The 21434-nt window shown below is 60.1% G+C and carries 21 protein-coding genes and 1 pseudogene; 9 read left to right on the top strand and 13 right to left on the bottom strand.

Features of this window, described 5'->3' with window-relative positions; translation table 11 throughout:
* Window positions 1–50: 50 nt before the first annotated feature.
* Window positions 51–1265: an extracellular solute-binding protein gene (locus tag NQ842_RS16050; RefSeq protein WP_047362240.1), complete on the bottom strand. Its 1215-nt coding sequence runs from the start codon at window positions 1263–1265 to the stop codon at window positions 51–53.
* A 321-nt stretch (window positions 1266–1586) separates the two neighbouring features.
* On the opposite strand from NQ842_RS16050, the gene NQ842_RS16055 reads away from it, so the two are divergent.
* Window positions 1587–2702, top strand: a complete 1116-nt coding sequence (locus tag NQ842_RS16055; RefSeq protein WP_063411294.1) for an ABC transporter ATP-binding protein — start codon at window positions 1587–1589, stop codon at window positions 2700–2702.
* Here NQ842_RS16055 and hpxK read toward each other — a convergent pair.
* The 7 genes from hpxK to hpxU form a co-directional block, all read right to left on the bottom strand.
* Window positions 2699–3937, bottom strand: coding sequence for an allantoate amidohydrolase (hpxK, locus tag NQ842_RS16060; RefSeq protein WP_118283084.1), 1239 nt, complete (start codon window positions 3935–3937; stop codon window positions 2699–2701). The two genes, NQ842_RS16055 and hpxK, sit on opposite strands and share 4 nt — an antisense overlap.
* Window positions 3934–5175: an alanine--glyoxylate aminotransferase family protein gene (locus NQ842_RS16065; protein ID WP_096928490.1), complete on the bottom strand. Its 1242-nt coding sequence runs from the start codon at window positions 5173–5175 to the stop codon at window positions 3934–3936. Before NQ842_RS16065 ends, hpxK begins: the two co-directional genes overlap by 4 nt.
* 13 nt (window positions 5176–5188) lie before the next feature.
* The gene (locus NQ842_RS16070) at window positions 5189–5926 is read right to left on the bottom strand and encodes an amino acid ABC transporter ATP-binding protein (RefSeq protein WP_118283085.1); all 738 of its coding nucleotides are present in this window, start codon (window positions 5924–5926) and stop codon (window positions 5189–5191) included.
* Window positions 5907–6563, bottom strand: a complete 657-nt coding sequence (locus tag NQ842_RS16075; protein ID WP_083021234.1) for an amino acid ABC transporter permease — start codon at window positions 6561–6563, stop codon at window positions 5907–5909. The genes NQ842_RS16070 and NQ842_RS16075 overlap by 20 nt, the downstream gene beginning before the upstream one ends.
* Window positions 6563–7228 carry an amino acid ABC transporter permease gene (locus NQ842_RS16080; RefSeq protein ID WP_014831363.1) on the bottom strand — a complete coding sequence of 222 codons (666 nt, stop codon included), beginning with the start codon at window positions 7226–7228 and terminating at the stop codon, window positions 6563–6565. The genes NQ842_RS16075 and NQ842_RS16080 overlap by 1 nt, the downstream gene beginning before the upstream one ends.
* Window positions 7229–7232: 4 nt before the next feature.
* Window positions 7233–8015 (bottom strand): transporter substrate-binding domain-containing protein, encoded by a 783-nt coding sequence (locus NQ842_RS16085; RefSeq protein WP_046889770.1) that lies wholly within the window; start codon window positions 8013–8015, stop codon window positions 7233–7235.
* A 192-nt stretch (window positions 8016–8207) separates the two neighbouring features.
* Window positions 8208–9047: a MurR/RpiR family transcriptional regulator HpxU gene (gene hpxU / locus NQ842_RS16090; protein ID WP_046889769.1), complete on the bottom strand. Its 840-nt coding sequence runs from the start codon at window positions 9045–9047 to the stop codon at window positions 8208–8210.
* Window positions 9048–9192: 145 nt separating this feature from the next.
* Here hpxU and hpxW point away from each other — a divergent pair, with 145 nt between their 5' ends.
* The 4 genes from hpxW to hpxZ are packed head-to-tail and all read left to right on the top strand — an operon-like array spanning window position 9193 to window position 12755.
* Window positions 9193–10776, top strand: a complete 1584-nt coding sequence (gene hpxW / locus NQ842_RS16095; RefSeq protein WP_257256061.1) for an oxamate amidohydrolase — start codon at window positions 9193–9195, stop codon at window positions 10774–10776.
* Between the two features lie 10 nt (window positions 10777–10786).
* A complete protein-coding gene (gene hpxX / locus NQ842_RS16100; RefSeq protein WP_014831359.1) occupies window positions 10787–10975 on the top strand; it encodes an oxalurate catabolism protein HpxX in 189 nt (62 codons plus the stop codon).
* On the top strand, window positions 10972–12369 hold the full coding sequence (locus tag NQ842_RS16105) for an AtzE family amidohydrolase (RefSeq protein WP_194516395.1): 1398 nt from the start codon (window positions 10972–10974) through the stop codon (window positions 12367–12369). The genes hpxX and NQ842_RS16105 overlap by 4 nt, the downstream gene beginning before the upstream one ends.
* Complete coding sequence (gene hpxZ, locus NQ842_RS16110) at window positions 12366–12755, top strand: oxalurate catabolism protein HpxZ (protein WP_153908186.1); 390 nt, start codon at window positions 12366–12368, stop codon at window positions 12753–12755. Before NQ842_RS16105 ends, hpxZ begins: the two co-directional genes overlap by 4 nt.
* A gap of 42 nt (window positions 12756–12797) precedes the next feature.
* Here the strand turns inward: hpxZ and puuE are convergent, their stop codons facing one another.
* From puuE to NQ842_RS16125, 3 genes and pseudogenes are all read right to left on the bottom strand, one after another.
* Window positions 12798–13697, bottom strand: coding sequence for an allantoinase PuuE (gene puuE / locus NQ842_RS16115; RefSeq protein WP_228485870.1), 900 nt, complete (start codon window positions 13695–13697; stop codon window positions 12798–12800).
* Window positions 13615–14492 (bottom strand): annotated as a pseudogene (gene hpxA / locus NQ842_RS16120) (allantoin racemase). Before hpxA ends, puuE begins: the two are co-directional and overlap by 83 nt.
* On the bottom strand, window positions 14492–15208 hold the full coding sequence (locus NQ842_RS16125) for a GntR family transcriptional regulator (protein ID WP_194516398.1): 717 nt from the start codon (window positions 15206–15208) through the stop codon (window positions 14492–14494). The pseudogene hpxA and the gene NQ842_RS16125 overlap by 1 nt, the downstream one beginning before the upstream one ends.
* A 144-nt stretch (window positions 15209–15352) precedes the next feature.
* Between NQ842_RS16125 and NQ842_RS16130 the strand changes: the two genes are divergently transcribed.
* The gene (locus tag NQ842_RS16130; RefSeq protein WP_014831353.1) at window positions 15353–16861 is read left to right on the top strand and encodes an NCS1 family nucleobase:cation symporter-1; all 1509 of its coding nucleotides are present in this window, start codon (window positions 15353–15355) and stop codon (window positions 16859–16861) included.
* A complete protein-coding gene (gene guaD / locus NQ842_RS16135; RefSeq protein WP_014831352.1) occupies window positions 16861–18177 on the top strand; it encodes a guanine deaminase in 1317 nt (438 codons plus the stop codon). Before NQ842_RS16130 ends, guaD begins: the two co-directional genes overlap by 1 nt.
* Here the strand turns inward: guaD and uraH are convergent.
* Both uraH and uraD read right to left on the bottom strand, forming a co-directional pair.
* Window positions 18157–18480: a hydroxyisourate hydrolase gene (gene uraH, locus NQ842_RS16140; protein WP_013097234.1), complete on the bottom strand. Its 324-nt coding sequence runs from the start codon at window positions 18478–18480 to the stop codon at window positions 18157–18159. The two genes, guaD and uraH, sit on opposite strands and share 21 nt — an antisense overlap.
* A complete protein-coding gene (gene uraD, locus NQ842_RS16145; RefSeq protein WP_194516399.1) occupies window positions 18477–18977 on the bottom strand; it encodes a 2-oxo-4-hydroxy-4-carboxy-5-ureidoimidazoline decarboxylase in 501 nt (166 codons plus the stop codon). Before uraD ends, uraH begins: the two co-directional genes overlap by 4 nt.
* Before the next feature lie 240 nt (window positions 18978–19217).
* Between uraD and hpxO the strand changes: the two genes are divergently transcribed.
* Together hpxO and hpxD are read left to right on the top strand one after the other, a co-directional pair.
* Entirely contained in the window at window positions 19218–20372 is a 1155-nt protein-coding gene (gene hpxO, locus NQ842_RS16150) for an FAD-dependent urate hydroxylase HpxO (RefSeq protein WP_014831349.1), read from the top strand.
* A 17-nt stretch (window positions 20373–20389) separates the two neighbouring features.
* Complete coding sequence (hpxD, locus tag NQ842_RS16155; protein ID WP_046889760.1) at window positions 20390–21424, top strand: molybdenum cofactor-independent xanthine hydroxylase subunit HpxD; 1035 nt, start codon at window positions 20390–20392, stop codon at window positions 21422–21424.
* Window positions 21425–21434: the final 10 nt, after the last annotated feature.

Below are 21434 nucleotides of genomic sequence, written 5' to 3' on the forward strand. Positions count from 1 at the left end.
TCCTTTCAAAAAAACGGGAGAGAGTCCTCCCGTTTTGCGACGGCAGAAAATTACTGGTTGCTGGCCTGCATGGCTTCGATTTGCATCTGGACCTGTTTTTCTGCGCTATCCAGCGCGGCTTTAGGATCCTGTTTGCCGGTCAGGCTCAACTCCAGCGCGGCGTTGGCTGGCCCCCAGACTTCACCCATTTCAGGGATGCCCGGCATGGCAGTTGCGCGCGCCGACTGTACCGCGACGGCACTCGCTTTTTCGTCGTTTTTGATAACCGGATCGTCAATCATCGCGGTAAGCGGCGGGATCTCACGCGTGGCGATGTAGCGTGTTTTCACATACTGCGGCTGGTTGATGAATTCGATAAATTTCTGCGCCAGGGCTTTGTCTTTGCTCCACGTGGAGACAACGTAGCCTTTCACGCCAAGGAATGAACTCATAGGCTTGCCGTCGGGCAGCGTTGGCAGCGGCGCAACGCCGTAGTTGATCCCGGCCGCTTCATACGGCTGGAATGCCCACGGCCCATTGATCACGGCTGCCGCTTTCTTCTCGGTGAACAGGGAGTCAATGGCGTTCAGGCCGTTGTCACCGAGTATCCCGGCCGGGAAGATCCCGTCGGCGTAGAATTTTTTAAGGTACGTCACGGCCTCTACCGCGCCCGGCTTGTTCAGGCCAACGTCGCTGGCGTTATAGCCGCCCTTGTCGTTATGACCGAAGATGTAGCCGCCCATTGGGGAAATTGCCCCCCAGCTGTAGTAAATCTGGTCGAACTTGGCGAGCAGGCCGTACTGGTTTTTCGCGCGCTGCTGTTTCGAAAAGTCATACCAGTCCTGCAGCGAGTTGAGCGGCTTGTCGATGAGGTCTTTGTTGTAGATCAGCACCAGCGTCTCGACCGCTTTCGGTACGCCGTAGAGGGCGTTATCCATTTTGAAGGCATTGATTGAGGCCGGGGTGTACTGTTCGGTCTGCTTAGCCTCCAGATTCAGGGGGGTCAGCAGCCCTTGCACCACGGCACCGCCCAGCTGATCGTTAGGGATCACCAGCACGTCCGGGCCAATGCCCGCCGGGCCATCCAGACGCAGTTTTTCCAGCTGCTGGGCGTAAGGTGTCTCCTGGACGTTGACCTTAACGTCGTACTGTTTTTCAAAGTCAGCCACCGCATCTTTAATACCGGACGACTTCTTGATGTCTTCCCAGACGTTAAGCTGCGCGGTGGCGTGAGCCTGTACCGCGAGCGTAGAGAGGATCAGAGCAGCGAGTATGTTCTTTTTCATTATCAACCTCATGTGAAGGTATAACAATTTTATGGCTGTTATTGCACCTGACGCCCTACAAACCCCGCTATATATCCTGATAAAACTGGCGTTGTACGTCTGACACCAAATGCCTTTGGTTTGTTATACGCTACCCTTCACATCATGATAACTCTACATAAAACTGTAAGTTGTGTGATCGTCATAACATTAATGGAAAATCTGTATAGGGCGCGTGAATACTGGAAGTTATAGTCAATGCAGACAAATTGCACCGTCCAGCTATGTTTAATCTAATTGTTATACGTAAAACATAGACAGCGGTTTACTCGGGGAACACTGATGTCAAACATACAGTTAAGGAATGTCACCAAGCGCTTTGGCGACACCGTCACCTTGCACAACGTGAATCTTGAAATTGAAGACGGGGAATTCGCCGTCTTTGTTGGCCCTTCCGGCTGCGGTAAATCGACCATGCTGCGCATGATTGCCGGTCTGGAGGAGATTAGCGAAGGTGAAGTCTTAATCGGTAATGAGGTGATGAACGACGTCGCGCCTTCCCACCGCGGCGTGGCCATGGTGTTTCAGTCCTACGCGCTCTATCCGCACATGACGGTCGCCGAAAACATGGGCTACGGGCTGAAGGTGAATAAGGTCCCAAAAGAACAGATCCGTCACCAGGTGGAGATGGTGGCAAAAACGCTGCAGCTCTCCCACCTGCTGGATCGCAAACCTAAACAGCTCTCGGGCGGGCAGCGCCAGCGCGTGGCAATAGGCCGCGCCATCGTGCGTAACCCGCGCGTCTTTATGTTTGATGAACCGCTCTCTAACCTGGACGCCGAACTGCGCGTCGAGATGCGTCTGCACCTTGCCCGCCTGCACCAGGAGCTGAAAACCACCATGGTGTATGTCACGCACGACCAGATCGAAGCGATGACTCTGGCCGACAAGATCGTGGTCATGAACTATGGTAGGGTTGAGCAGATGGGCGCCCCGATGGATCTCTATTACAAACCGGCAAATAAGTTTGTCGCCGGGTTTATCGGTTCTCCGAAGATGAACTTTCTCCCGGCGACCGTTGAAGCCTGGCAGCCCGGTAAGCTTACCGTCAGGCTATCGCAACAGAAGTCGCTCACGCTCACGATGACCACCACACCGCTGCAGCCGGGCAGTCAGGTCACGCTGGGCATCCGCCCGGAACATTTAACCACCGACCTTCACCGCGGCACACGGCTGGAATTTAACTGTGAAGTGGTGGAGCGACTGGGAAACAATACTTACCTGTTTGGGCAATGCTATGGCCATGACAACGTGAAGATCTTGCTGCCGGGCGACGTGAAGTTCGCGCCCTGGCAGAAGATAGACGTGGCGTTTGACGACCATCACTGCATGGTGTTTGACGACCAGGATGTACGGGTGAGCGCTGATATCGAAGATGCGGTGCGTTCGGTGGCTTAACGCGCGCCACCGTCAGCCAGCGCTCTCACCGCCCGCCCAAACGCCTCAATCGCCAGGGCAACATCCTCAGCCATCACCGACTCCGCCGGATGGTGGCTGATGCCCCCCTTGCAGCGCACAAACAACATCCCCACCGGCCAGCGTTCTGCCAGCGCAATGGTGTCGTGCCCGGCACCGCTCGGCAGCGATAGGGTGCGGCCCTGAACCGATGTCACGGCCTCCCCTAACAACGATTGCAGGCTGGCATCGCACGGCGTGGCGGCGATCCGGTAAAACTCCTCGGCGTTGAAACTGAGCCCACGCCGGGCTGCGATCTGTTCCGCCTGAATGAGCAGTTCAGTGAGCAGTGCGTCCAGCGGGGCATCCTGCGGGCCGCGAATATCCAGTGAGAGCGCCACTTCGCCGGGAATAACGTTGACCGCGCCGGGCAGACAGCGTAACGCCCCCACCGTGGCAACCAGATTGCCGCCGCGCTGGCGGGTGGTGTTTTCAACCTGCACCATCCATTCGGCAGCCGCGGCCAGGGCATCTTTACGGTGCGCCATCGGCACGGTTCCGGCATGCCCGGCTTCGCCGGTAAAGTGACAGTTCAGACGCCGCGCACCGTTAATGGCTTCCACCACCCCCAGCGCCAGCCCCTCCTGCTCCAGGCACGGCCCCTGTTCAATATGCAGCTCCAGACAGGCGCTGAAGTCCTCCTGCCGCCGTGCGGCAAGCGCCACCCGTGCGGGATCCAGCCCCGCCTGCACCATCGCCTGCGCCACGCTTATGCCACTGGCATCACAGGTATCAAGCCAATTCTCCGGCCAGGTGCCCGTCAGGCCGCGACTGCCTAACAGCGTAATGCCGAAGCGGGTCCCCTCTTCGTCGCAGAAACCAACAATCTCGATGGCCTGCGCCAGGCGCACGCCCTGCTGATGCAGGCTGTCCACCACCTCAATGGCGGTGAGCACGCCGAGCATGCCGTCGTAGCGCCCGGCATTGCGCACGGTATCCAGATGCGAGCCAAGCAGTACCGCCGGCGCGCCCTCCTGCTGCGCCTCATAGCGCCCGCAAATATTCCCTACGCTGTCCTGCCAGACGGTCATGCCCGCCTGGCTCATCCACTGCCCGACCAGCTGGTTGGCCTGCAGATGCTGCGTGGAGAGATAAACCCGCGTCAGGCCGTCCGGGGTTTCGCTGATGGCGGCCAGCGCATCGGCACGGGCCATCACCCGCTCTGCCGCCGGGCTCATTGTGACGTCTCGCGGCGATAATGATCCCACGCGGCCTGCATCGCCGCCCCCTGGGGGGTGGTAAATTTCAGGTAGTTCAGCACCGACTCCAGCGCGCTCAGGGTGGTCATTACGCAATCTTTACGGGCGTTATAGCCCATGGTCCCTATGCGCCACACTTTGCCGTGCAGCGGGCCAAACGAGGTGCCAATTTCGATACCGAAATCTTCCAGCATCAGCTTACGCACCTGATCGCCGTTAACGCCCTGCGGGATCACCACGCCCAGCACGTTGTTCATCTTGTGCTTCAGGTCACCAAAGGTCTCCAGCCCCATCGCCTGAATGCCTTTCAGCAGCGCATCGCCGTGCAGCTTGTGCCGGGCGATGCCGTTGTCCAGCCCCTCCTGCAGGATCAGCCGCGCGCATTCGCGGGCGCCAAACAGCGCGGTGGTGGCTTCAGTGTGATGGTTCAGCCGCTCCGGCCCCCAGTAATCCATCACCATGCCGAGATCGAAATAGTTGGAGTAGATCATCTCCTCGTCGCCGTCGCGATGAGCGTCGGTGCGGATCCCCTCCTCGACGCATTTGCGGCGGCGGATCGCCTCTTCCATGCGTGCGCTCAGGGTGATCGGTGACGTGCCGGACGGGCCGCCAAGACATTTCTGCATGCCAGCGGAGACGGCATCCAGCGCCCAGGCATCGGTTTCCAGCGCGTTCCCCCCGAGCGACGCGGTGGCGTCGGTGTAAAACAGCACGTCATAACGGCGGCAAATCGCGCCGAGCTCGGCCAGCGGCTGCAGCATGGTGGTGGAGGTATCCCCCTGAACGGTCAGCAGCAGACGGGGACGAATACGTTTGATGGCATCCTCCACCTGATCCGGGGTAAACACCTCGCCCCACGGCACCTCGATGGTATGCACTTCCGCCCGGCAGCGGCGGGCGATTTCGCACAGCAGATGGCCGAAGCGGCCAAACACCGGCACCAGCACTTTATCGCCCGGGCGAATGGCCGACACCAGAATCGCCTCAATGCCCGCGCGGGAGGTACCGTCCACCAGCATCGTCCAGCGGTTTTCGGTGCGGAACACTCCGCGATAGAGCGCCATCACCTCGTTCATGTAGTGGGTCATCGCCGGGTCGTACTGACCAATCAGCTGGCTCGACATGGCGCGCAGCACGCGCGGATCGGCGTTGATCGGCCCCGGCCCCATCAGCAGACGCTGCGGCGGATTAAGTTGCGGAAATTGAGCGATATCCATTGTTAAGTCCTTATCAGTTGAGGCCGCGCACGGAGGAGATGAACTGCTTCAGTTCGGTGGTCCGCGGGTTAGCAAACAGCGTTTTGCTGTCGCCCTGCTCCCAGACTTTCCCCTGGTGCATAAACACCACGCGGTCGCCCACTTCGCGGGCAAAATTCATTTCATGGGTCACGAGAATCAGGGTCATCCCTTCTGCTGCCAGCTGCTCCAGCACCTTAAGCACTTCACCCACCAGTTCCGGGTCGAGCGCGGAGGTGATCTCGTCACAAAGTAAGACTTTTGGTGACATCGCCAGCGCACGGGCAATCGCCACGCGCTGCTGCTGGCCGCCGGAGAGGCTCGACGGGTAGTAATCCAGACGATCGCCGAGGCCGACTTTCTCCAGCATCTGCTGCGCCAGCGCCCGGCATTCGGCGGCGCTTTTCTTCAGCACCCGACGCGGGGCGAGCATCACGTTTTCCAGCGCCGTCATGTGCGGGAACAAGTTAAAGTTCTGGAACACCATCCCGATCGAGCGGCTGATTTCACGCGCCTGAGAATCCCGGTCGGTAATGGTCATGCCGCCCAGCTTGATGCTGCCGTCCTGATACCCTTCCAGCCCGTTGATGCAGCGCAGCAGCGTGCTTTTGCCCGACCCGCTGCGCCCGATAATGGAGATCACCTGGCCCATGTCGATATCCAGATCGACGCCCTTGAGCACGTGGTTTTCGCCGTAGTACTTCTGCACCTGATTAATGGTGATGAGAGGCATTGAATTTCGTCTCCAGATAGCGGCTGTAGCGCGACAGCGGATAACACAGAATAAAGTAGCCGAGCGCCACCAGCGCAAAGACCTTAAACGGCTGATACGTCACGTTGGTCAGCATCGTCCCGGCCTTGGTCAGCTCGATAAAGCCGATGATCGACGCCAGCGCGGTGCCCTTGATGACCTGCACGGCAAAACCGACCGTCGGGGCGATGCCGATGCGCAGCGCCTGCGGCGCGACTACCCGATAAAGCGTCTGGCCAAAGGTCAGCCCCAGACAGCGCGACGCTTCCCACTGCCCTTTGGGCAGCGCGCGAATGCTGCCAAACCAGATATCAAGCAAAAACGCGCTGGTGTAAAACGTGAGGGCCAGCGAGGCGGCGGTCCATGGCGAGACATCGATGCCGAACAGCGCCACGCCGAAGAACGCCAGGAACAGCTGCATCAGCAGCGGTGTACCCTGAAACAGCTCAATATAGCCACGGATCAGGCGCATGATCATTCGCCCGCCAGTGAGGCGCAGCAGCAGCAGCGGCAGGGTCACCACCGCGCCGCCGACAAACGCCACCAGCGACAGCAGTATCGTCCAGCGCCCGGCCAGCAGCAGGTTGCGAATAATGTCCCAGTCGGTAAAGGTGGTCATCATGCCTGCACCCCCAGCCATTTGCGTCCTGCCGCCATCATCAGCTGACGCAGGGTAATTGACAGCGCTAAGTAAATCCCGGTTGTCACCAGATAAACCTCAAAGCTCAGAAACGTTCTGGACTGGATCAGGTTGGCGGCAAAGGTCAGCTCTTCATACGAGACCTGCGACACCACCGACGAGCCGAGCATCACGATAATGCACTGGCTCACCAGCGCCGGATAAATACGCTGTAGCGCAGGTGGCAACACCACGCGGATGAAGGTCTGGGTACGGGTCAGCCCCAGCACGCGTCCGGCCTCCCACTGCCCTTTTGGCGTCACCTGAATGCCCGCCCGGACGATCTCGGTGCTGTACGCGCCCAGATTGACCACCATCGCCAGCAGTGCCGCCTCACCCGCCGTCATCTTCAGCCCCATATTGGGCAGGCCGAAGACGATAAAAAACAGCTGCACCACAAACGGCGTGTTACGGATAATCTCCACGTAACCGCCCCAGATCCGGCTAAACCACGTCGCCCGCCCGCTGCGAATGGCCGCCCCGAAAATACCAATCGCCAGACCGCCCAGGGTCGCCATCACCGTCAACTGAATGGTGACCCACAGCCCGGCCAGCAGCGCCGGCCAGTGCGGCCAGAGCTCAGAGAAATGGAGTTGCTCTGTCATTGCCTTACACGCCAAGGCTTGCCGGCAGCGGCGCCTTGAGCCACTGCTCAGAGAAGCCGTTCAGAGTGCCGTCTTTAATACCCTGTTCAATCAGCGCATCCACTTTCGCCTTCAGCGCCGGTTCGTTCTTCTTCAGACCGATAAAGCACGGTGAATCTTTCAGCATAAAGCTCGGCACCGGGGCTTTCTCCGCGTTCTGGCGCGAGATGGCTGCCACCACAAGGTTGCCGGTGGCCACATACTGCACCTGTCCGGACAGATACGCCGACAGCGTGGTGTTGTTGTCCTCATAGCGTTTTACGTCTGCGTCTTTCGGCGCCAGGCTGGTCAGCACCATGTCCTCCACTGCACCACGCGTCACGCCGATGGTTTTGCCGCTCAGGGCGGCGGCATCTTTCAGTTCTGCGCCTTTCGGGCCAAACACGCCGAGGAAGAACGGCGCATAGGCGCGGCTAAAATCGATCACCTTTTCACGTTCCGCATTCTTCCCGAGGCTTGAGATCACCAGGTCCACCTTATCGGTTTGCAGATACGGCACGCGGTTGGCGCTGGTCACCGGAACCAGCTGCAGCTTGACCTTCATCTGTTTGGCCAGATAACGCGCCATATCGATGTCATAACCCTGCGGCTGCAGATCGGTCCCGACCGAGCCGAACGGCGGGAAATCCTGCGGAACGGCAATGCGGATGGTGCCGCGTTTCTCGATATCCTGAAGCTGGTCCGCCTTTACAGGCAGGTTAGTGAACAGACAAACGGCCCCGGCCAGTGCAATCAACAATTTTTTCATGGTGCTTCCCCGTAACGTTAACATGAAACAAAAGATTCTTTGAATTGGATTTTGCAACTAATGTGCCAGTTAAAGCGAAACGCGGGATTTTGTTGTAATGCCTTATAAAACGAGGACGGGGCGGAAAAGCTGTCTCTTTTCCGCCCCGTTTCACTGCACCATTTAAATGCAAAGCACCACGCTGATGCCCCATTATCGTTGTTCGAGCTCGTCCAAGTGCTGATACAGGGTGGCGATCTCATGAATGCGCGGACGGCCTTTATCGAGGATTTCATGCAGGAAGGCATTCGCCAGCAGGTTGATCAGGCTATTGACCGAGGCGTAGCTGTCATAGGCCGAGACGCTGTCCAGCGGGGCACAAAGCTGCCAGCTCGCCAGCGGAAACAGGCTGTGCGCCTGCGGCTCGCACATCAGCAGCACCGGGATACCGCTGCCCTGAAGCTGCTGCAGCAGCGGACGGATAATGCGCGGTCGGCGGCGAAAGGCCATCATCACCACCAGATCGTCGGGGGTGAGATCCACCAGCTCTTCGCTCAGGCTCTGCCCCGGCTGCGGCAGTACCAGCACCTGCCCGCGCGCCTGCAGCAGTTGCTGACGCAGGTGCAGCGCCGCCGGATAGGCGTTACGCATCCCGATAATGACAATGCGCCGCGCCTTTACCATGCACGCCATCGCGTCGGCAAACTGCTGGGCATCCAGAGCATTCACCCACTGGGTCAGGTTGGCCATCTCCTGCTTATAGTGACGCGCCAGCAGCGTGTTGCCCTGCACCGCGTCGCGGTTGTCGGTCAGCGGCATACCGCTCTGGCGCAGGGTACGCAGCTCATCACGCATGTCCTTATACTTCTCATAGCCCAGACGCTTAAACAGGCGGCTCACCGTGGCTTTCGACACCCCGCTCAGCTGCGCCAGCTCGGCGCTGTTGTAGCTGATCAGATCGTCGAAGTGGTCGAAAATAAAATCCGCCACCCGCTGCTCCTGCGGCGATAGTGACGCGTATTGTGCTTTCAGTCGTTCATCAAGCTGTTCCATAACGCCTCTGTAACGTTTGTTTCGTCTCTCGCTCTCTATTCATTAAGCATGCCAGCATATCAGCCGGGATAACATGAAACTTTTCATTCATACCTGGAACAGCTTTTGCAGCGCCTTGTGACTTTCAGGGTTATGAGGACTGTTCATGCAAAGTAATGTCTCCGTACACGGAATGGCGGTTGCCCCCCATCATCTTGCCAGCCAGAGCGCACTGTCGGTGCTGCGCGACGGCGGTAGCGCGATTGAAGCGATGGTCGCGGCGGCGGCCACCATTGCCGTGGTCTATCCCCATATGAATGGCCTGGGCGGCGATGGCTTCTGGCTTATCGTCCCCCCCGGCGGCGAACCGATTGCCATCGATGCCAGCGGCGCGGCGGGATCGCTGGCGACGCTTGCCGCCTATGGCGATCTGACACACATTCCCCACCGCGGGCCCCGTGCGGCGCTGACCGTGGCGGGTACCGTCAGTGGCTGGGAGGAGGCGCTTAAGGTCTCACACGCGCTGACGGGCAAGGCCCTGCCGCTGACGCGTTTGCTGGCAGATGCCATTGACTATGCCCGCAACGGCACGCCGGTCACGGCCTCGCAGGCCAGCGCCACCGCCAGTAAATTCGACGAACTGAAAGACCTGCCCGGCTTCGCGGAAACCTGGCTGGTTGACGGCAAACCACCGGAGGTCGGCAGCCGGTTTTATCAACCGGCGCTGGCCTCCACGCTGACACAACTTGCCGAAGAGGGTCTGGAGAGCTTTTATCGCGGCCCGCTGGCGGCGCGTCTGGCCCGTGGGATGGAGACGCTCGGCCTGCCGATTACGCTGGCCGATTTGAACGCGCATGTCGCCCGGCGCACCACGCCGCTGAAATTAGCACATCAGCAGGGTGAGGTCTGGAACCTCGCCCCGCCGACGCAGGGGCTGGTATCGCTGGCGATCCTCGGCATTACCGACCGTCTGGCAATGGCCGATGCCGACGACGCCGGGACGGTTCATCGTATTGTGGAAGCCACCAAACTGGCCTTTGGCCTGCGAGATGCCCACATCACCGACCCGCGCGAGCTGAAAACCGATATTCAGAGCCTGCTGGATCCTGCGGCGCTTCAGGCGCTCGCCGACCGGGTTGACGATAACCATGCCGCGCCGTGGGGCACCGGCAAAGGCCCCGGCGATACGGTGTGGATGGGGGTGATGGATAACAGCGGCCTGGCCGTGTCGTTTATCCAGAGCATTTATTACGAGTTCGGCAGCGGCGTGGTGCTCCCGGATACCGGTATCGTCTGGCAGAACCGGGGGGCGTCGTTCAGCCTCGATTCCGCACATCTTCTGGCCCTCGCGCCGGGCAAACAGCCGTTCCATACCCTGAACCCGGCCGCGGCGCGTCTGAACGACGGACGGGTAATGGTCTACGGCTCCATGGGCGGTGACGGTCAGCCGCAAACCCAGGCCACGCTCTTTACCCGCTATGTGGTGCAGGGTCTGCCGCTGCAGGAGAGCATCTCCCGTCCGCGCTGGCTGCTGGGGCGCACCTGGGGACAAACCTCAGACACCTTAAAAGTGGAAGGCCGGTTTTCCCCTGAGACGATCGCACGCCTGCAGGCGCTCGGCCACGAGGTGGAGATCTTCCCGGACTTTAGCGAAGCCATGGGCCACGCGGGGGCGATTGTCCGCCACCCGAACGGGCTGTTTGAAGGCGCGTTCGACCCGCGCAGCAACGGTGCCGCCGCCGGATACTGAGGAGAGAAGAATGACAACACAACAACCTGACTGGCATGCCTACCTGGCGCAGATGGAGGCCGTGCTGGGCGTTGAGCTGGATGACGCCCGCCGCGCGGAGCTTCAGCTGCAGTTTAGCCGCATTGCCGCCATGGCCGCCCCGCTGATGGCGCTGCCGCTTGATGACCGTCTGGAGATCGCAGGAGTATACAAAGCATGAGGCTACACGAGATGAGTATCAGCGCGATCCAGCAGGCGCTGAGTGCAGGCGAATTAAGCGCCCGCGAGATCGCCCGTCAGACGCTGGAGGATATAGCGCGCATCAACCCGCAGATCAACGCCTGGACGGCGGTGACCGACGCGCGGATGCTGGCCGAGGCAGAAAATATCGACACCCTGCGCCGGGAAAAGCGCCCGCTGCCGCCGCTGGCGGGCGTGCCTTACGCGGTAAAAAACCTGTTTGATGTGGCCGGGCACACCACCCTCGCCGGAGCCGAGCTGTTCAGCAAGCGTTCCGCTGCCAGCGCAGACAGCTTTGCGGTTCGCCAGCTACGCAGCGCGGGAGGACTGTTGTCCGGGATGGTCAATATGGATGCCTATGCCTACGGCTTTACCACGGAAAACAGCCACTACGGCGCCACGCGTAATCCGCACGATCTGACGCGCATTGCAGGCGGCTCCTCCGGTGGCTCTGCCGCCGCCGTCGCCGCCGGGCTGGTCCATTTTTCACTGGGTACCGACACCAACGGGTCGATTCGCGTCCCGGCATCCCTGTGCGGAATTTACGGCTTAAAACCGACCTTTGGCCGCCTGTCACGCTCCGGCAGCCACCCGTTTGTCGCCAGTCTCGATCATATTGGTCCGTTTGCCCGGCGCGTGTGCGATCTGGCGTCCGTGTACGATGCGCTGCAGGGACGAGACACCTGCGACCCTTTTCAGGCGGAGTCCTCACGCGAGCAGACGCGTCCCTTACTCGATCGCGGTCTGGATGGATTGCGTTGTGCGGTCCTCGGCGGCTATTTCAGCACGTGGTGTAATGATGATGCCCGGGAAGCCGTCGCGCGCGTGGCACGTGCTCTCGATGTCCAGGAGGAGCTTCAGTTCCCTGATGCGGAACTGGCCCGCTCTGCCGCATTCATCATCAGCGCCTCCGAAGGGGGGAACCAGTACCTGCCGTCTCTTCGCCGTGAGCCGGCGCGTTTCGAACCACACTCCCGCGAACGCCTGTTGGCAGGAGCGATGATCCCTTCCGCCTGGTATATTCAGGCCCAGCGTTTTCGCGCCCACGCCCGACAGGCCTGTAAGGTACTGTTTGAGCAGGCCGACGTGCTGATCGCCCCGGCAACGCCGCGCAGCGCCACGACGATCGGCGAGCAGACCATGGAGATTAACGGGGAGCCACTGCCGGTGCGTGCCAGCATGGGGATGCTGACGCAGCCGATTTCGTTTCTGGGTTTGCCCGTCACCACCGTTCCGCTACGCACCGCCCGGGGCGCGCCAATTGGTCTGCAGCTCATCGCAGCGCCGTTTAATGAACAAGCCTGCCTGCGCGTGGCGCGGGTCCTGGAAGCGAGCGGGATAACCGATGCCCGTCCTGCGGAGATGGCACCATGATCAATCACGACGACATTAACCTTCCCTGGGTGGTGGCGGATGTCACTGCCGCATTTTACCGCTACGAAGATGCGCTGGTGAGCAACAACATTGCGGTGCTGGATGAGCTGTTCTGGCACGACAAAAACACGGTGCGACTGGGCGCGGGGGAAAACCTCTACGGCATTGATGAAATCCGCGCCTTTCGCGCGGCACGGCCCTCCGCCGGGCTACAGCGAACGTTGCGCAATACCGTGATCACCACCTTCGGTGAGGATTATGCCGTGTGCAGCACCGAATTTACCCGCGAGGGGACGGAACGCATTGGCCGCCAGCAGCAGACGTGGGTGCGGTTTGTTTACGGGTGGCGCATTGTTGCGGCACAGGTGAGTGTGATGTCGTCGTAGGCCGGGAAAGGCGCAGCCGCCACCCGGCAAAATACGGCTCAATTATTTCTGAAACGGATGCACGTCCCGCCAGTGATCGGCAATTTGCTGGCGGGTACAGACCCAGACCCGCTCGTGCTGCTGCACATAATCCAGGAACCGCTGCAGCGCGCGAAAACGCCCCGGACGCCCCAGCAGACGGCAGTGCATGCCGATGGACATCATCTTCGGCGCACTTTCGCCCTCTTCATACAGCACGTCAAAGCTGTCTTTCAGGTAAGTATAAAACTGCTCAGCGGTATTAAACCCCTGGGCGGTGGCGAAGCGCATGTCGTTCGCGTCCAGCGTGTAGGGCACGATCAGGTGCGGTTTACGGCTGCCATCGCTGCAGGCCACTTCCGTCCAGAAGGGCAAGTCGTCGCCATAGTAGTCGCTGTCGTAGTCAAAACCGCCGTGCTCAACCACCAGTTGGCGCGTGTTGGGGCTGTCGCGCCCGGTGTACCAGCCCGTAGGCGGTTTGCCAAACAGATCGGTCAGCACGTGCACCGCTTTCTGCAGATGCTCACGTTCCTGGTTGATATCCATGTTCTGATAGTGGATCCAGCGCCAGCCGTGGCTGACCACGTCGTAATCCGCCGCCTTGATCGCCGCGACAATCTCCGGATGACGCGCCAGCGCCATCGCCACGCCAAAGACCGTCAGCGGCAGGCCGCGTTTCTGAAATTCATTGTGGATCCGCCAGAATCCGGCGCGGCTGCCGTATTCGTACAGGGAGTCCATGGACATATGTTTGTCCGGATAGCTGGCCGCTCCAATGATGTCCGAGAGAAACTGTTCCGACCCGGCATCGCCGTGCAGGACGTGGTTTTCTGCCCCCTCTTCATAATTGAGCACAAACTGCACGGCGATGCGTGCCTGATCCGGCCACTGCGCATGCGGCGGGTTGCTGGCGTAGCCTCGCAGATCCCGCGGATAACCCTCTTCAAAAAGCCCCATTGCTACCCCCCCAAAAAATTAAAATGGATTCAATGCCTGAAAATGTCCGCTTAACGGTTTGTTCTCCGGGAAGGCCAGATCCCCGTGCTTGCTGGTTGACAGCCCCAGCGCCACCAGCGATTCCACCATTTTCACCGCCGCGCTGACGCCGTCGATCACCGGCACGCGCAGCTCGCGCGTCAGCTCCTGGGCGAGCGTTGCCATCCCGCCACAGCCCAGCACAATGGCTCCGCAGCCATCCTCTTTCAGGGCCTGTATACAGCGCGCGCGCACTTTCTCCTGCGCCAGACCGGTGCCATCTTCCAGCGCCAGCACCGGGAGATCTATCGCGTGCAGGGCCGCGCAGCGATCGTGAAAGCCATACTGGTGCAGCAGATGACGGGCAATGATCAGCGTGCGCGGCAGCGTGGTGACAATGGAAAAGCGCGTCGCCACCAGCGTGGCCATATGCATGGCGGCTTCGGCAATGCCGACAACCGGCCCTTGTGCCAGCTCGCGCGCGGCCAGCAGCCCCGGATCGCCAAAGCAGGCAATCACGTGACCCGCCACCCCCTGCTCTCTGCCTTTTTTGATCTGTTCAAGGACACCCACGGCGGCAATGGCCTCATCAAAATGGCCTTCTATTGAGGGCACCCCCGTACCGGGGCAGACCGCGAGGATCTCCGTGCCCGGTGCAGCCACCGCGCGGGCGGCCGCGCCGATGGTTTCGGTCATCGCGAGGCTGGTATTGGGATTAATGACTTGTATACAGACAGACGACATTACGACTCCTTGTGGCTGGCGAACAGCCGGGCAAAATCAGGCAGGCACTCACCCGCCCGTTCGAAACAGAGGCTGGCAACGATATGTTCAAAATGGTGCATCAGGGCATCGCTCAATGGCTGCAGCGCTTTCTGGCGCAGCAGCTCCACAAGCTGTTCATGATCGTTGCAGCGGCACCCCTGACGCCACGGCGCGCCCCAGGTGGCAATCACCAGCGAAGAGCGCTGGCTCAGGCGGGTCACCATCTCCGTCAGGACCTGATTGCCGGAGATGGCCTGCAGCTGAATATGGAAATTTGCGGAGTGGCGGATCGCCGCCGGGCCGTCGTAAACCTCATGCGCCTGCTGCTCCTGACGGATGATTGACGCCAGCGCCGCCAGATGCGGTGGCTGACAGTGCGCCAGCACGTCCGGCAGATTGGCGACCTCCAGCAGCGCGCGGGTGCGGAAGATCTGCCGGGCCTCTTCGACCGTCGGGCTGGCAACGTGTGCACCACGTTTGGGCGTTAAGGTGACCATTTGCACAGCGGCGAGTCGCTGCAGCACCTTACGGATGCCCGTACGGCTCACGCCAAAGACCTCCGCCAGCGCCTCTTCCGGCAATTTGCTTCCCGGTAGCAGCTGATGTTCGACAATCGCGGTCATCAGCGCCTGAAAGATGGATTCGTCTTTGTCTTGCAGGTCTGGCGCGGCGTGCAGACTGTTCACGTTGTTCATTAACCACTCCACTTTTTACTTTTCGCTATCGAATCGTATACATAAAAATAAAATATTGCATACAAGATTTATTATTTTGGCCTGGATCCTGCAACACCGTCTGCACTCCCACTCAACGGGTTTTCATTCACAGGAGCAGGTTTCATGCCAAACAGTCAAAATACGCAACACGGTACGGCCGCTGATTCCGGTGCGGTTTACAGCCCACGGCTTTGCAATGAGGATCTGGCACCAACGCGTGACCAGAACTGGAGCTGGTACAACATCTTTTCGTTCTGGATGTCCGACGTCCACAGCATGGGGGGATACGTTGTCGCCGCGAGCTTCTTTACGCTCGGGCTGGCGAGCTGGCAGGTGTTGCTGTGCCTGCTGGTGGGGATTTGCATTGTGCAGCTGTGTGCCAACCTGGTGGCGAAGCCGAGCCAGATGGCGGGCGTGCCGTATGCGGTCATCAGCCGTCAGGCCTTTGGCGTCTTCGGGGCGAACATTCCGGCGGTGATCCGCGGGCTTATCGCCTTTGCCTGGTACGGCATTCAGACCTATCTGGCCGCTAACGCCCTGATGCTGGTGGCGCTGAAGTTCTGGCCGTCACTCTCGTCGCTCACCACCGGCGCGTTTCTCGGGCTGTCGCACCTGGGCTGGATCTGCTTTGCCATTATGTGGGTATTGCAGGCAATGGTCTTCTGGCACGGCATGAATGCCATCAAGCGCTTTATCGATATCGCCGGCCCGGCGGTGTATGTGGTGATGCTGGCGCTGGCAGGATGGATTGTATACAAGACCGGATTCGACGGGATCTCCTTCACCCTCGCCAGCAAATCCCTGAGCGCGGGCGAGCAGACCTGGCAGATGATCACCGCCACGGCGCTGGTGGTCTCCTACTTCTCAGGCCCGTTGCTCAACTTTGGGGATTTCTCCCGCTACGGCAAAAGCATGGGGGAAATCCGCCGTGGTAACCGCTGGGGCCTGCCGTTTAACTTCCTGCTGTTCTCCATCGTGACCGTGGTGATTGTCTCCGGTACCCAGTCGCTGTTTGGCCGCATGATCACCGACCCGATTGAAACCGTCAGCCGCGTGGGCAACGATCTGGCCGTGGCGATTGGTCTGCTGACCATGATCACCGCCACCATCGGGATCAACATCGTGGCCAACTTTGTCTCCCCGGCGTTTGATTTCTCTAACTGTTCCCCGCAGAAAATCAGCTTCCGCACCGGGGGCATGATTGCCGCTGTCGGCTCGATCCTGTTAACCCCGTGGAACCTGTTTAACTCACCGGAGCTTATTCATTACACCCTGGACGTACTGGGGGCATTTATCGGCCCACTGTTCGGGATTCTGATTGCCGACTTCTACCTGATTAAGCGTGGCAAAGTCTCCGTGGACGATCTGTTCGATGACACGCCAAAAGGGAAATACTGGTACCGCAACGGCTTTAACCCGAAAGCCATCGGTGCGCTGCTCCCCTCCGTTGCCGTCGGTCTGGTGATTAGCTTTATCCCGGCGCTGCATGAGGTGGCAAACTTTAGCTGGTTCATCGGCGTCTTCCTCGGCGGGGTAACCTACCGCTGGCTGGCGCGCGAGGAGCGCGAAGGGGCGTCCGCCGCTCACTTCACGGCACGCGAAGCCACGCAAACCATCAGACAGGAGCCATGATGGATTACCAGACTGCGATACGCGGTGCATTTTTCGATATCGCCCAGGTCTGCGACAGTGCAGACCTGATTGCCGACCATGCGCGCTACCAGGAGGACGGCCTGCTGTTTATTCACCACGGGAAAATCGTGGCGCTCATGGCCTGGCAGGAGGGAGAGCAATATCTTGACCCGCACAAGAGTTACACCGACCTGCGCGGCAAACTGCTGTTGCCCGGTTTTATCGATACTCACGTTCATTATCCGCAGACGGAGATGATCGGCGCCTTCGGCGAGCAACTGCTGGAGTGGCTGACCACCTACACGTTCCCGGTGGAGAGCCAGTTTGCTGACGAGAGCTACGCAAAAGAGATCGCGGAATTTTTCATAAATCAGCTGGTGAGCCACGGCACCACCACCGCGCTGGTGTTTTGCACGCTGCATCCTGAATCGGTCGATGCGCTGTTTACCGAAGCATCGCGCCTGAATATGCGCCTTATCGCCGGGAAGGTGATGATGGACCGGCACACCCCGGACTACCTGACCGAAACGGCACAACAGAGCTACCGACAGACACGGGAGCTGATCCAGCGCTGGCACCACCATGGACGGCTGGGGTATGCCATTACGCCACGCTTTGCGCCCACTTCGTCACCGGAACTGCTTGCGGCGGTGCGTTTACTCCGAGAGGAGTTTCCGGACACCTGGCTGCAGACCCATCTGAGCGAAAACCCGAACGAAGTGGCCTGGGTTAATGACCTGTGGCCGGAGCATGAACGTTATCTGGATGTGTACCACCACTATGGCCTCACCGGTGAACGCAGCGTGTTTGCTCACGGGATCCATCTCCACCACAGCGAGTGGCAGTGCCTGCATGACACCGGTTCGGCGGTGGCGTTTTGCCCAACGTCCAACCTGTTTCTTGGCAGCGGGCTGTTTCGGTTACCCGCCTGCTGGCAGCACAAGGTGCGGATGGGTATCGGCACCGACGTTGGCGCGGGCACCACCTTCAGTATGCTGCGCACGCTGGGGGAAGCTTACAAGGTGGGTCAGTTGCAGAGCTACCGCCTGCGCGCCAGCGAGGCCTTTTATCATGCCACGCTGGGTGGCGCGCATGCCCTGCGTCTGGATGACAACATTGGCAACTTCGCACCGGGCAAAGAGGCCGATTTTATCGTGATCGACCCGGCCGTCACCCCGCTTCAGCGCCTGCGCAGCGGGCGCTGCAAGGATATCTACGAGCAGCTGTTTGTGCTGATGACCCTGGGCGACGAGCGTAATATCAGCCAAACCTGGGTCAACGGCGAGCCAGTGTGGTCAGCTGCCGCGGTAGGTTGACCAGCCGCCAGGGGCTATCACAAACGGCAGATGGAAGTGCTCATCTGCCGTTTCGCCGATGAGAAAATCAATCTGCGCACAGGGATAGAGCGTGTCGCGCCCCGTTTCGCTAAACCAGGCGCCAGTCTCGGCCACCAGGCGATAGCGGCCCGCAGGCAGGACGGGAACAAACTCGGTGATGCGGCCCTGCGCGTTGGTCACGCCAGTTGCGATGATCTCCGCGTCCTGTTCAAGGCGTACCGTCACACCCTGCGCGGGTTTGCCCGTCGAGATATCCAGAATATGTGTACTGAGCGTGCTCATGCGCCAATGACTCCTTCCAGTCGTAATAAGGTAATTTCCCGCAGCTGATCCAGTGCGGCCTGCACCTCCTGCGCATCGCTGTTTTCCAGCCGCGCGTTCAGGGCCTGGAGGATCGCCTCCCCGCTGCGGCCTTTGGCGCGGATCAGAAAGATGCGCCCGAAACGGCTTTCGTAGCGGGCATTGCCTGCCCGCAACGCCTCAGCAAGCCGGGCATCATCATGATTCACCGCTCCCTGCTCCTGACGCGACAGCGCCGCCTCCGCCTGCGTGCCCATGGGCTTCTCACCGATGCGCGGATGCGCGCTCAGAGCCTCCGTGAGCGCGTGTTCATCCCAGCTTTTCGTCAGCGCCTGGGCCGCATCAAACAGATCATCCCGGCTCGGATAAGGCCGCCCGGCGACCAGCGCCTCGGCCCAGCCGGGGATGGCCACGCAAGGGTGTAATAGCGTAAGCACCTCTTCCTGACTCCGTTGATTAAAATCGTCCAGTGTTATCATGGTTCCTCCCGTGACATCATCGTTCCTGAGCCTTGCACAAAGCACGCCACTCTTGACTGAGACCTGAAACAGTCGATTCCTGATCCTTAAACCGGAAATTATTGATTCATAAAAAGGCATTCTCACCGCGATAACGCACCTTAGCAGTGCAAACATCCCTCTCACAACGCCCTTTTCGCCACTCTGCAGCCTGGTACGCAAATTGCTGATGCTAATGACACCCTGCAAAAGGAGAGAAGCATGAAAGCAATCGTCATTGGCGCAGGCATTGGTGGCCTGAGTGCCGCTGTCGCGCTGGAAAAGGCGGGCATCGACTGTACCGTGTTTGAGGCAGTAAAAGAGATCAAACCCGTTGGCGCGGCCATCTCCATCTGGCCTAACGGGGTAAAATGCATGCAGCACCTCGGCATGGGCGACATCATTGAGACATACGGCGGGCCGATGCGCTTTATGGCCTACAAGGATCACCGGCGCGGCGATACGCTGACCCGCTTTAGCCTGGCCCCGCTGGTGGAGCGCACCGGTGGGCGTCCCTGCCCGGTCTCGCGCGCTGAGCTTCAGCGGGAGATGCTGGACTTCTGGGGGCGCCAGCGGGTGCAGTTCGGCAAGCGCGTCGAACATGTTCGGGAAGATGACGCTGGCGTCACCGTGACCTTCACCGACGGCAGCATGGCGACAGGCGATTTTCTGATTGCCGCCGACGGTAGCCACTCTGCGGTGCGCCCGTACGTGCTCGGGTATACGCCCGAGCGTCGCTACGCGGGCTACGTTAACTGGAACGGGCTGGTGAAGATTGATGAAGAAATTGCCCCTGCCCATCAGTGGACCACGTTCGTTGGAGAAGGCAAGCGCGTGTCGCTGATGCCCGTCTCCGGTGGCCGCTTCTATTTCTTTTTTGATGTCCCGCTTCCCCTCGGTCTGGCGGAGGATCGCACCACCCTCAGGGCCGATCTCACGGGTTACTTCCGCGGCTGGGCGCCGCCGGTGCAGAAGCTGATCGCCGCGCTGGATCCGGACACCACCAACCGCATTGAAATCCACGACATTGAGCCGTTCGACAGCCTGGTGCGCGGCCACGTGGCGCTGCTGGGCGATGCGGCGCACAGCACCACGCCGGATATCGGCCAGGGCGGCTGCGCGGCGCTGGAAGATGCGGTAGTGCTGGGAGACTGCCTGCGCGAAAACCACAACATTACGCTGGCGCTGCGGCAGTACGAAGCCCTGCGCTGCGACCGGGTACGCGACCTGGTGCTGAAGGCCCGCAAGCGCTGTGACGTCACGCACGGTAAAGATATGGCGTTAACCCGAGCCTGGTATCAGGAACTCAGAGAGGAGACCGGGGAGCGCATTATCAACGGTCTGTGCGACACCATTCAGGGCGGACCATTAGGCTGAACGTAAGAGGGATACACATGAATAAAGCACCTGTACCACCCGCCCATTGTACGTTTGAGCCAGAAGACTGGCTGCGCCTGGCAAAGTGCTGGCATCCGGTTGCACGCGCCTGCGACATCGGTGCGGCACCGGTCAAAGCGACCCTGCTGGACGAAGCGCTGGTTATCTACCGCGTAAAAGACCAGGTCGTGGTCGCCCGCGATGTTTGTCCGCATCGCGGCGTGCCGCTGTCGCTGGGCTTTCATGATGAACACGGGATTATCTGCCCCTACCATGGCCTGCGCTTCGGGGAAGATGGCCGCTGCAACCGCATTCCCTCCAGCCCCGATCAGCCGGTACCGGCGAAGCTCAACCTGATTAACTACGCCGTGGAGGAGCGCTTTGGCTTGATCTGGACGTGTCTGGCGTTTGACCCGGACAACCCGATGCCGCTGCCCACTATGCCGCACTGGGATGACGATGGCTTTCAGCAGATCAACTGCCCGGCGTTTGAGGTGAATGGCTTCGCTGGCCGCCAGGTGGAAGGCTTTCTGGATGTGGCGCATTTCGCGTGGATCCATACCAGCACCTTTGCGGACCCGGATAACCAGCTCGTCCCGACCTATCAGCCACAGGAAACACCGTTTGGCTTTGTCGCGGATTACTGGAGTTCGGTGAGCAATTATCCTGCCAGCTCTGACGTGCAGGCGCCGGAAGGCTTCCAGTGGCTGCGCCATTTTGAAATGCACTTGCCGTTTACCGCCACCCTGACGATCCATTTTCCGGGTGAATCCCGGCTGGTGATCATGAACGCCGCGTCACCGGTCTCATCACGCGTCACCCGCATGTTCGCCCCCATCGCGCGCAACTTTGACCTGCATATTCCGGTGGAAGAGGTGCATGCCTTTAACCTGCGAATTTTTGAGGAAGACCGTTTGATGGTTGAAACCCAGCGCCCGGAAAGTTTGCCGCTGGATCTGACCCTGGAAGCCCATATTCCCGCGGATAAAAGCTCGATTGCCTATCGCCGGGGGCTGAAAAAAATGGGCTTTGGCGCGTTTTTCCTGGTATGACGGAGGCCCG

The sequence above is a fragment of the Enterobacter cloacae complex sp. R_G8 genome, from assembly GCF_024599795.1.
GTDB classification, from domain to species: domain Bacteria; phylum Pseudomonadota; class Gammaproteobacteria; order Enterobacterales; family Enterobacteriaceae; genus Enterobacter; species Enterobacter dissolvens.

Excerpts from the sequence above, each read along its gene's own strand:
- hpxX (WP_014831359.1), top strand. The coding sequence starts at position 10,787 with ATGACAACACAACAACCTGACTGGCATGCCTACCTGGCGCAGATGGAG.
- NQ842_RS16075 (WP_083021234.1), bottom strand. The coding sequence starts at position 6,563 with ATGACCACCTTTACCGACTGGGACATTATTCGCAACCTGCTGCTGGCC.
- NQ842_RS16050 (WP_047362240.1), bottom strand. The coding sequence starts at position 1,265 with ATGAAAAAGAACATACTCGCTGCTCTGATCCTCTCTACGCTCGCGGTA.
- NQ842_RS16130 (WP_014831353.1), top strand. The coding sequence starts at position 15,353 with ATGCCAAACAGTCAAAATACGCAACACGGTACGGCCGCTGATTCCGGT.
- NQ842_RS16085 (WP_046889770.1), bottom strand. The coding sequence starts at position 8,015 with ATGAAAAAATTGTTGATTGCACTGGCCGGGGCCGTTTGTCTGTTCACT.
- hpxW (WP_257256061.1), top strand. The coding sequence starts at position 9,193 with ATGCAAAGTAATGTCTCCGTACACGGAATGGCGGTTGCCCCCCATCAT.
- guaD (WP_014831352.1), top strand. The coding sequence starts at position 16,861 with ATGGATTACCAGACTGCGATACGCGGTGCATTTTTCGATATCGCCCAG.
- NQ842_RS16105 (WP_194516395.1), top strand. The coding sequence starts at position 10,972 with ATGAGGCTACACGAGATGAGTATCAGCGCGATCCAGCAGGCGCTGAGT.
- NQ842_RS16070 (WP_118283085.1), bottom strand. The coding sequence starts at position 5,926 with ATGCCTCTCATCACCATTAATCAGGTGCAGAAGTACTACGGCGAAAAC.
- NQ842_RS16125 (WP_194516398.1), bottom strand. The coding sequence starts at position 15,208 with ATGAACAACGTGAACAGTCTGCACGCCGCGCCAGACCTGCAAGACAAA.
- hpxO (WP_014831349.1), top strand. The coding sequence starts at position 19,218 with ATGAAAGCAATCGTCATTGGCGCAGGCATTGGTGGCCTGAGTGCCGCT.
- uraD (WP_194516399.1), bottom strand. The coding sequence starts at position 18,977 with ATGATAACACTGGACGATTTTAATCAACGGAGTCAGGAAGAGGTGCTT.
- hpxZ (WP_153908186.1), top strand. The coding sequence starts at position 12,366 with ATGATCAATCACGACGACATTAACCTTCCCTGGGTGGTGGCGGATGTC.
- hpxK (WP_118283084.1), bottom strand. The coding sequence starts at position 3,937 with ATGAGCCCGGCGGCAGAGCGGGTGATGGCCCGTGCCGATGCGCTGGCC.
- uraH (WP_013097234.1), bottom strand. The coding sequence starts at position 18,480 with ATGAGCACGCTCAGTACACATATTCTGGATATCTCGACGGGCAAACCC.
- NQ842_RS16065 (WP_096928490.1), bottom strand. The coding sequence starts at position 5,175 with ATGGATATCGCTCAATTTCCGCAACTTAATCCGCCGCAGCGTCTGCTG.
- NQ842_RS16055 (WP_063411294.1), top strand. The coding sequence starts at position 1,587 with ATGTCAAACATACAGTTAAGGAATGTCACCAAGCGCTTTGGCGACACC.
- NQ842_RS16080 (WP_014831363.1), bottom strand. The coding sequence starts at position 7,228 with ATGACAGAGCAACTCCATTTCTCTGAGCTCTGGCCGCACTGGCCGGCG.
- hpxU (WP_046889769.1), bottom strand. The coding sequence starts at position 9,047 with ATGGAACAGCTTGATGAACGACTGAAAGCACAATACGCGTCACTATCG.
- hpxD (WP_046889760.1), top strand. The coding sequence starts at position 20,390 with ATGAATAAAGCACCTGTACCACCCGCCCATTGTACGTTTGAGCCAGAA.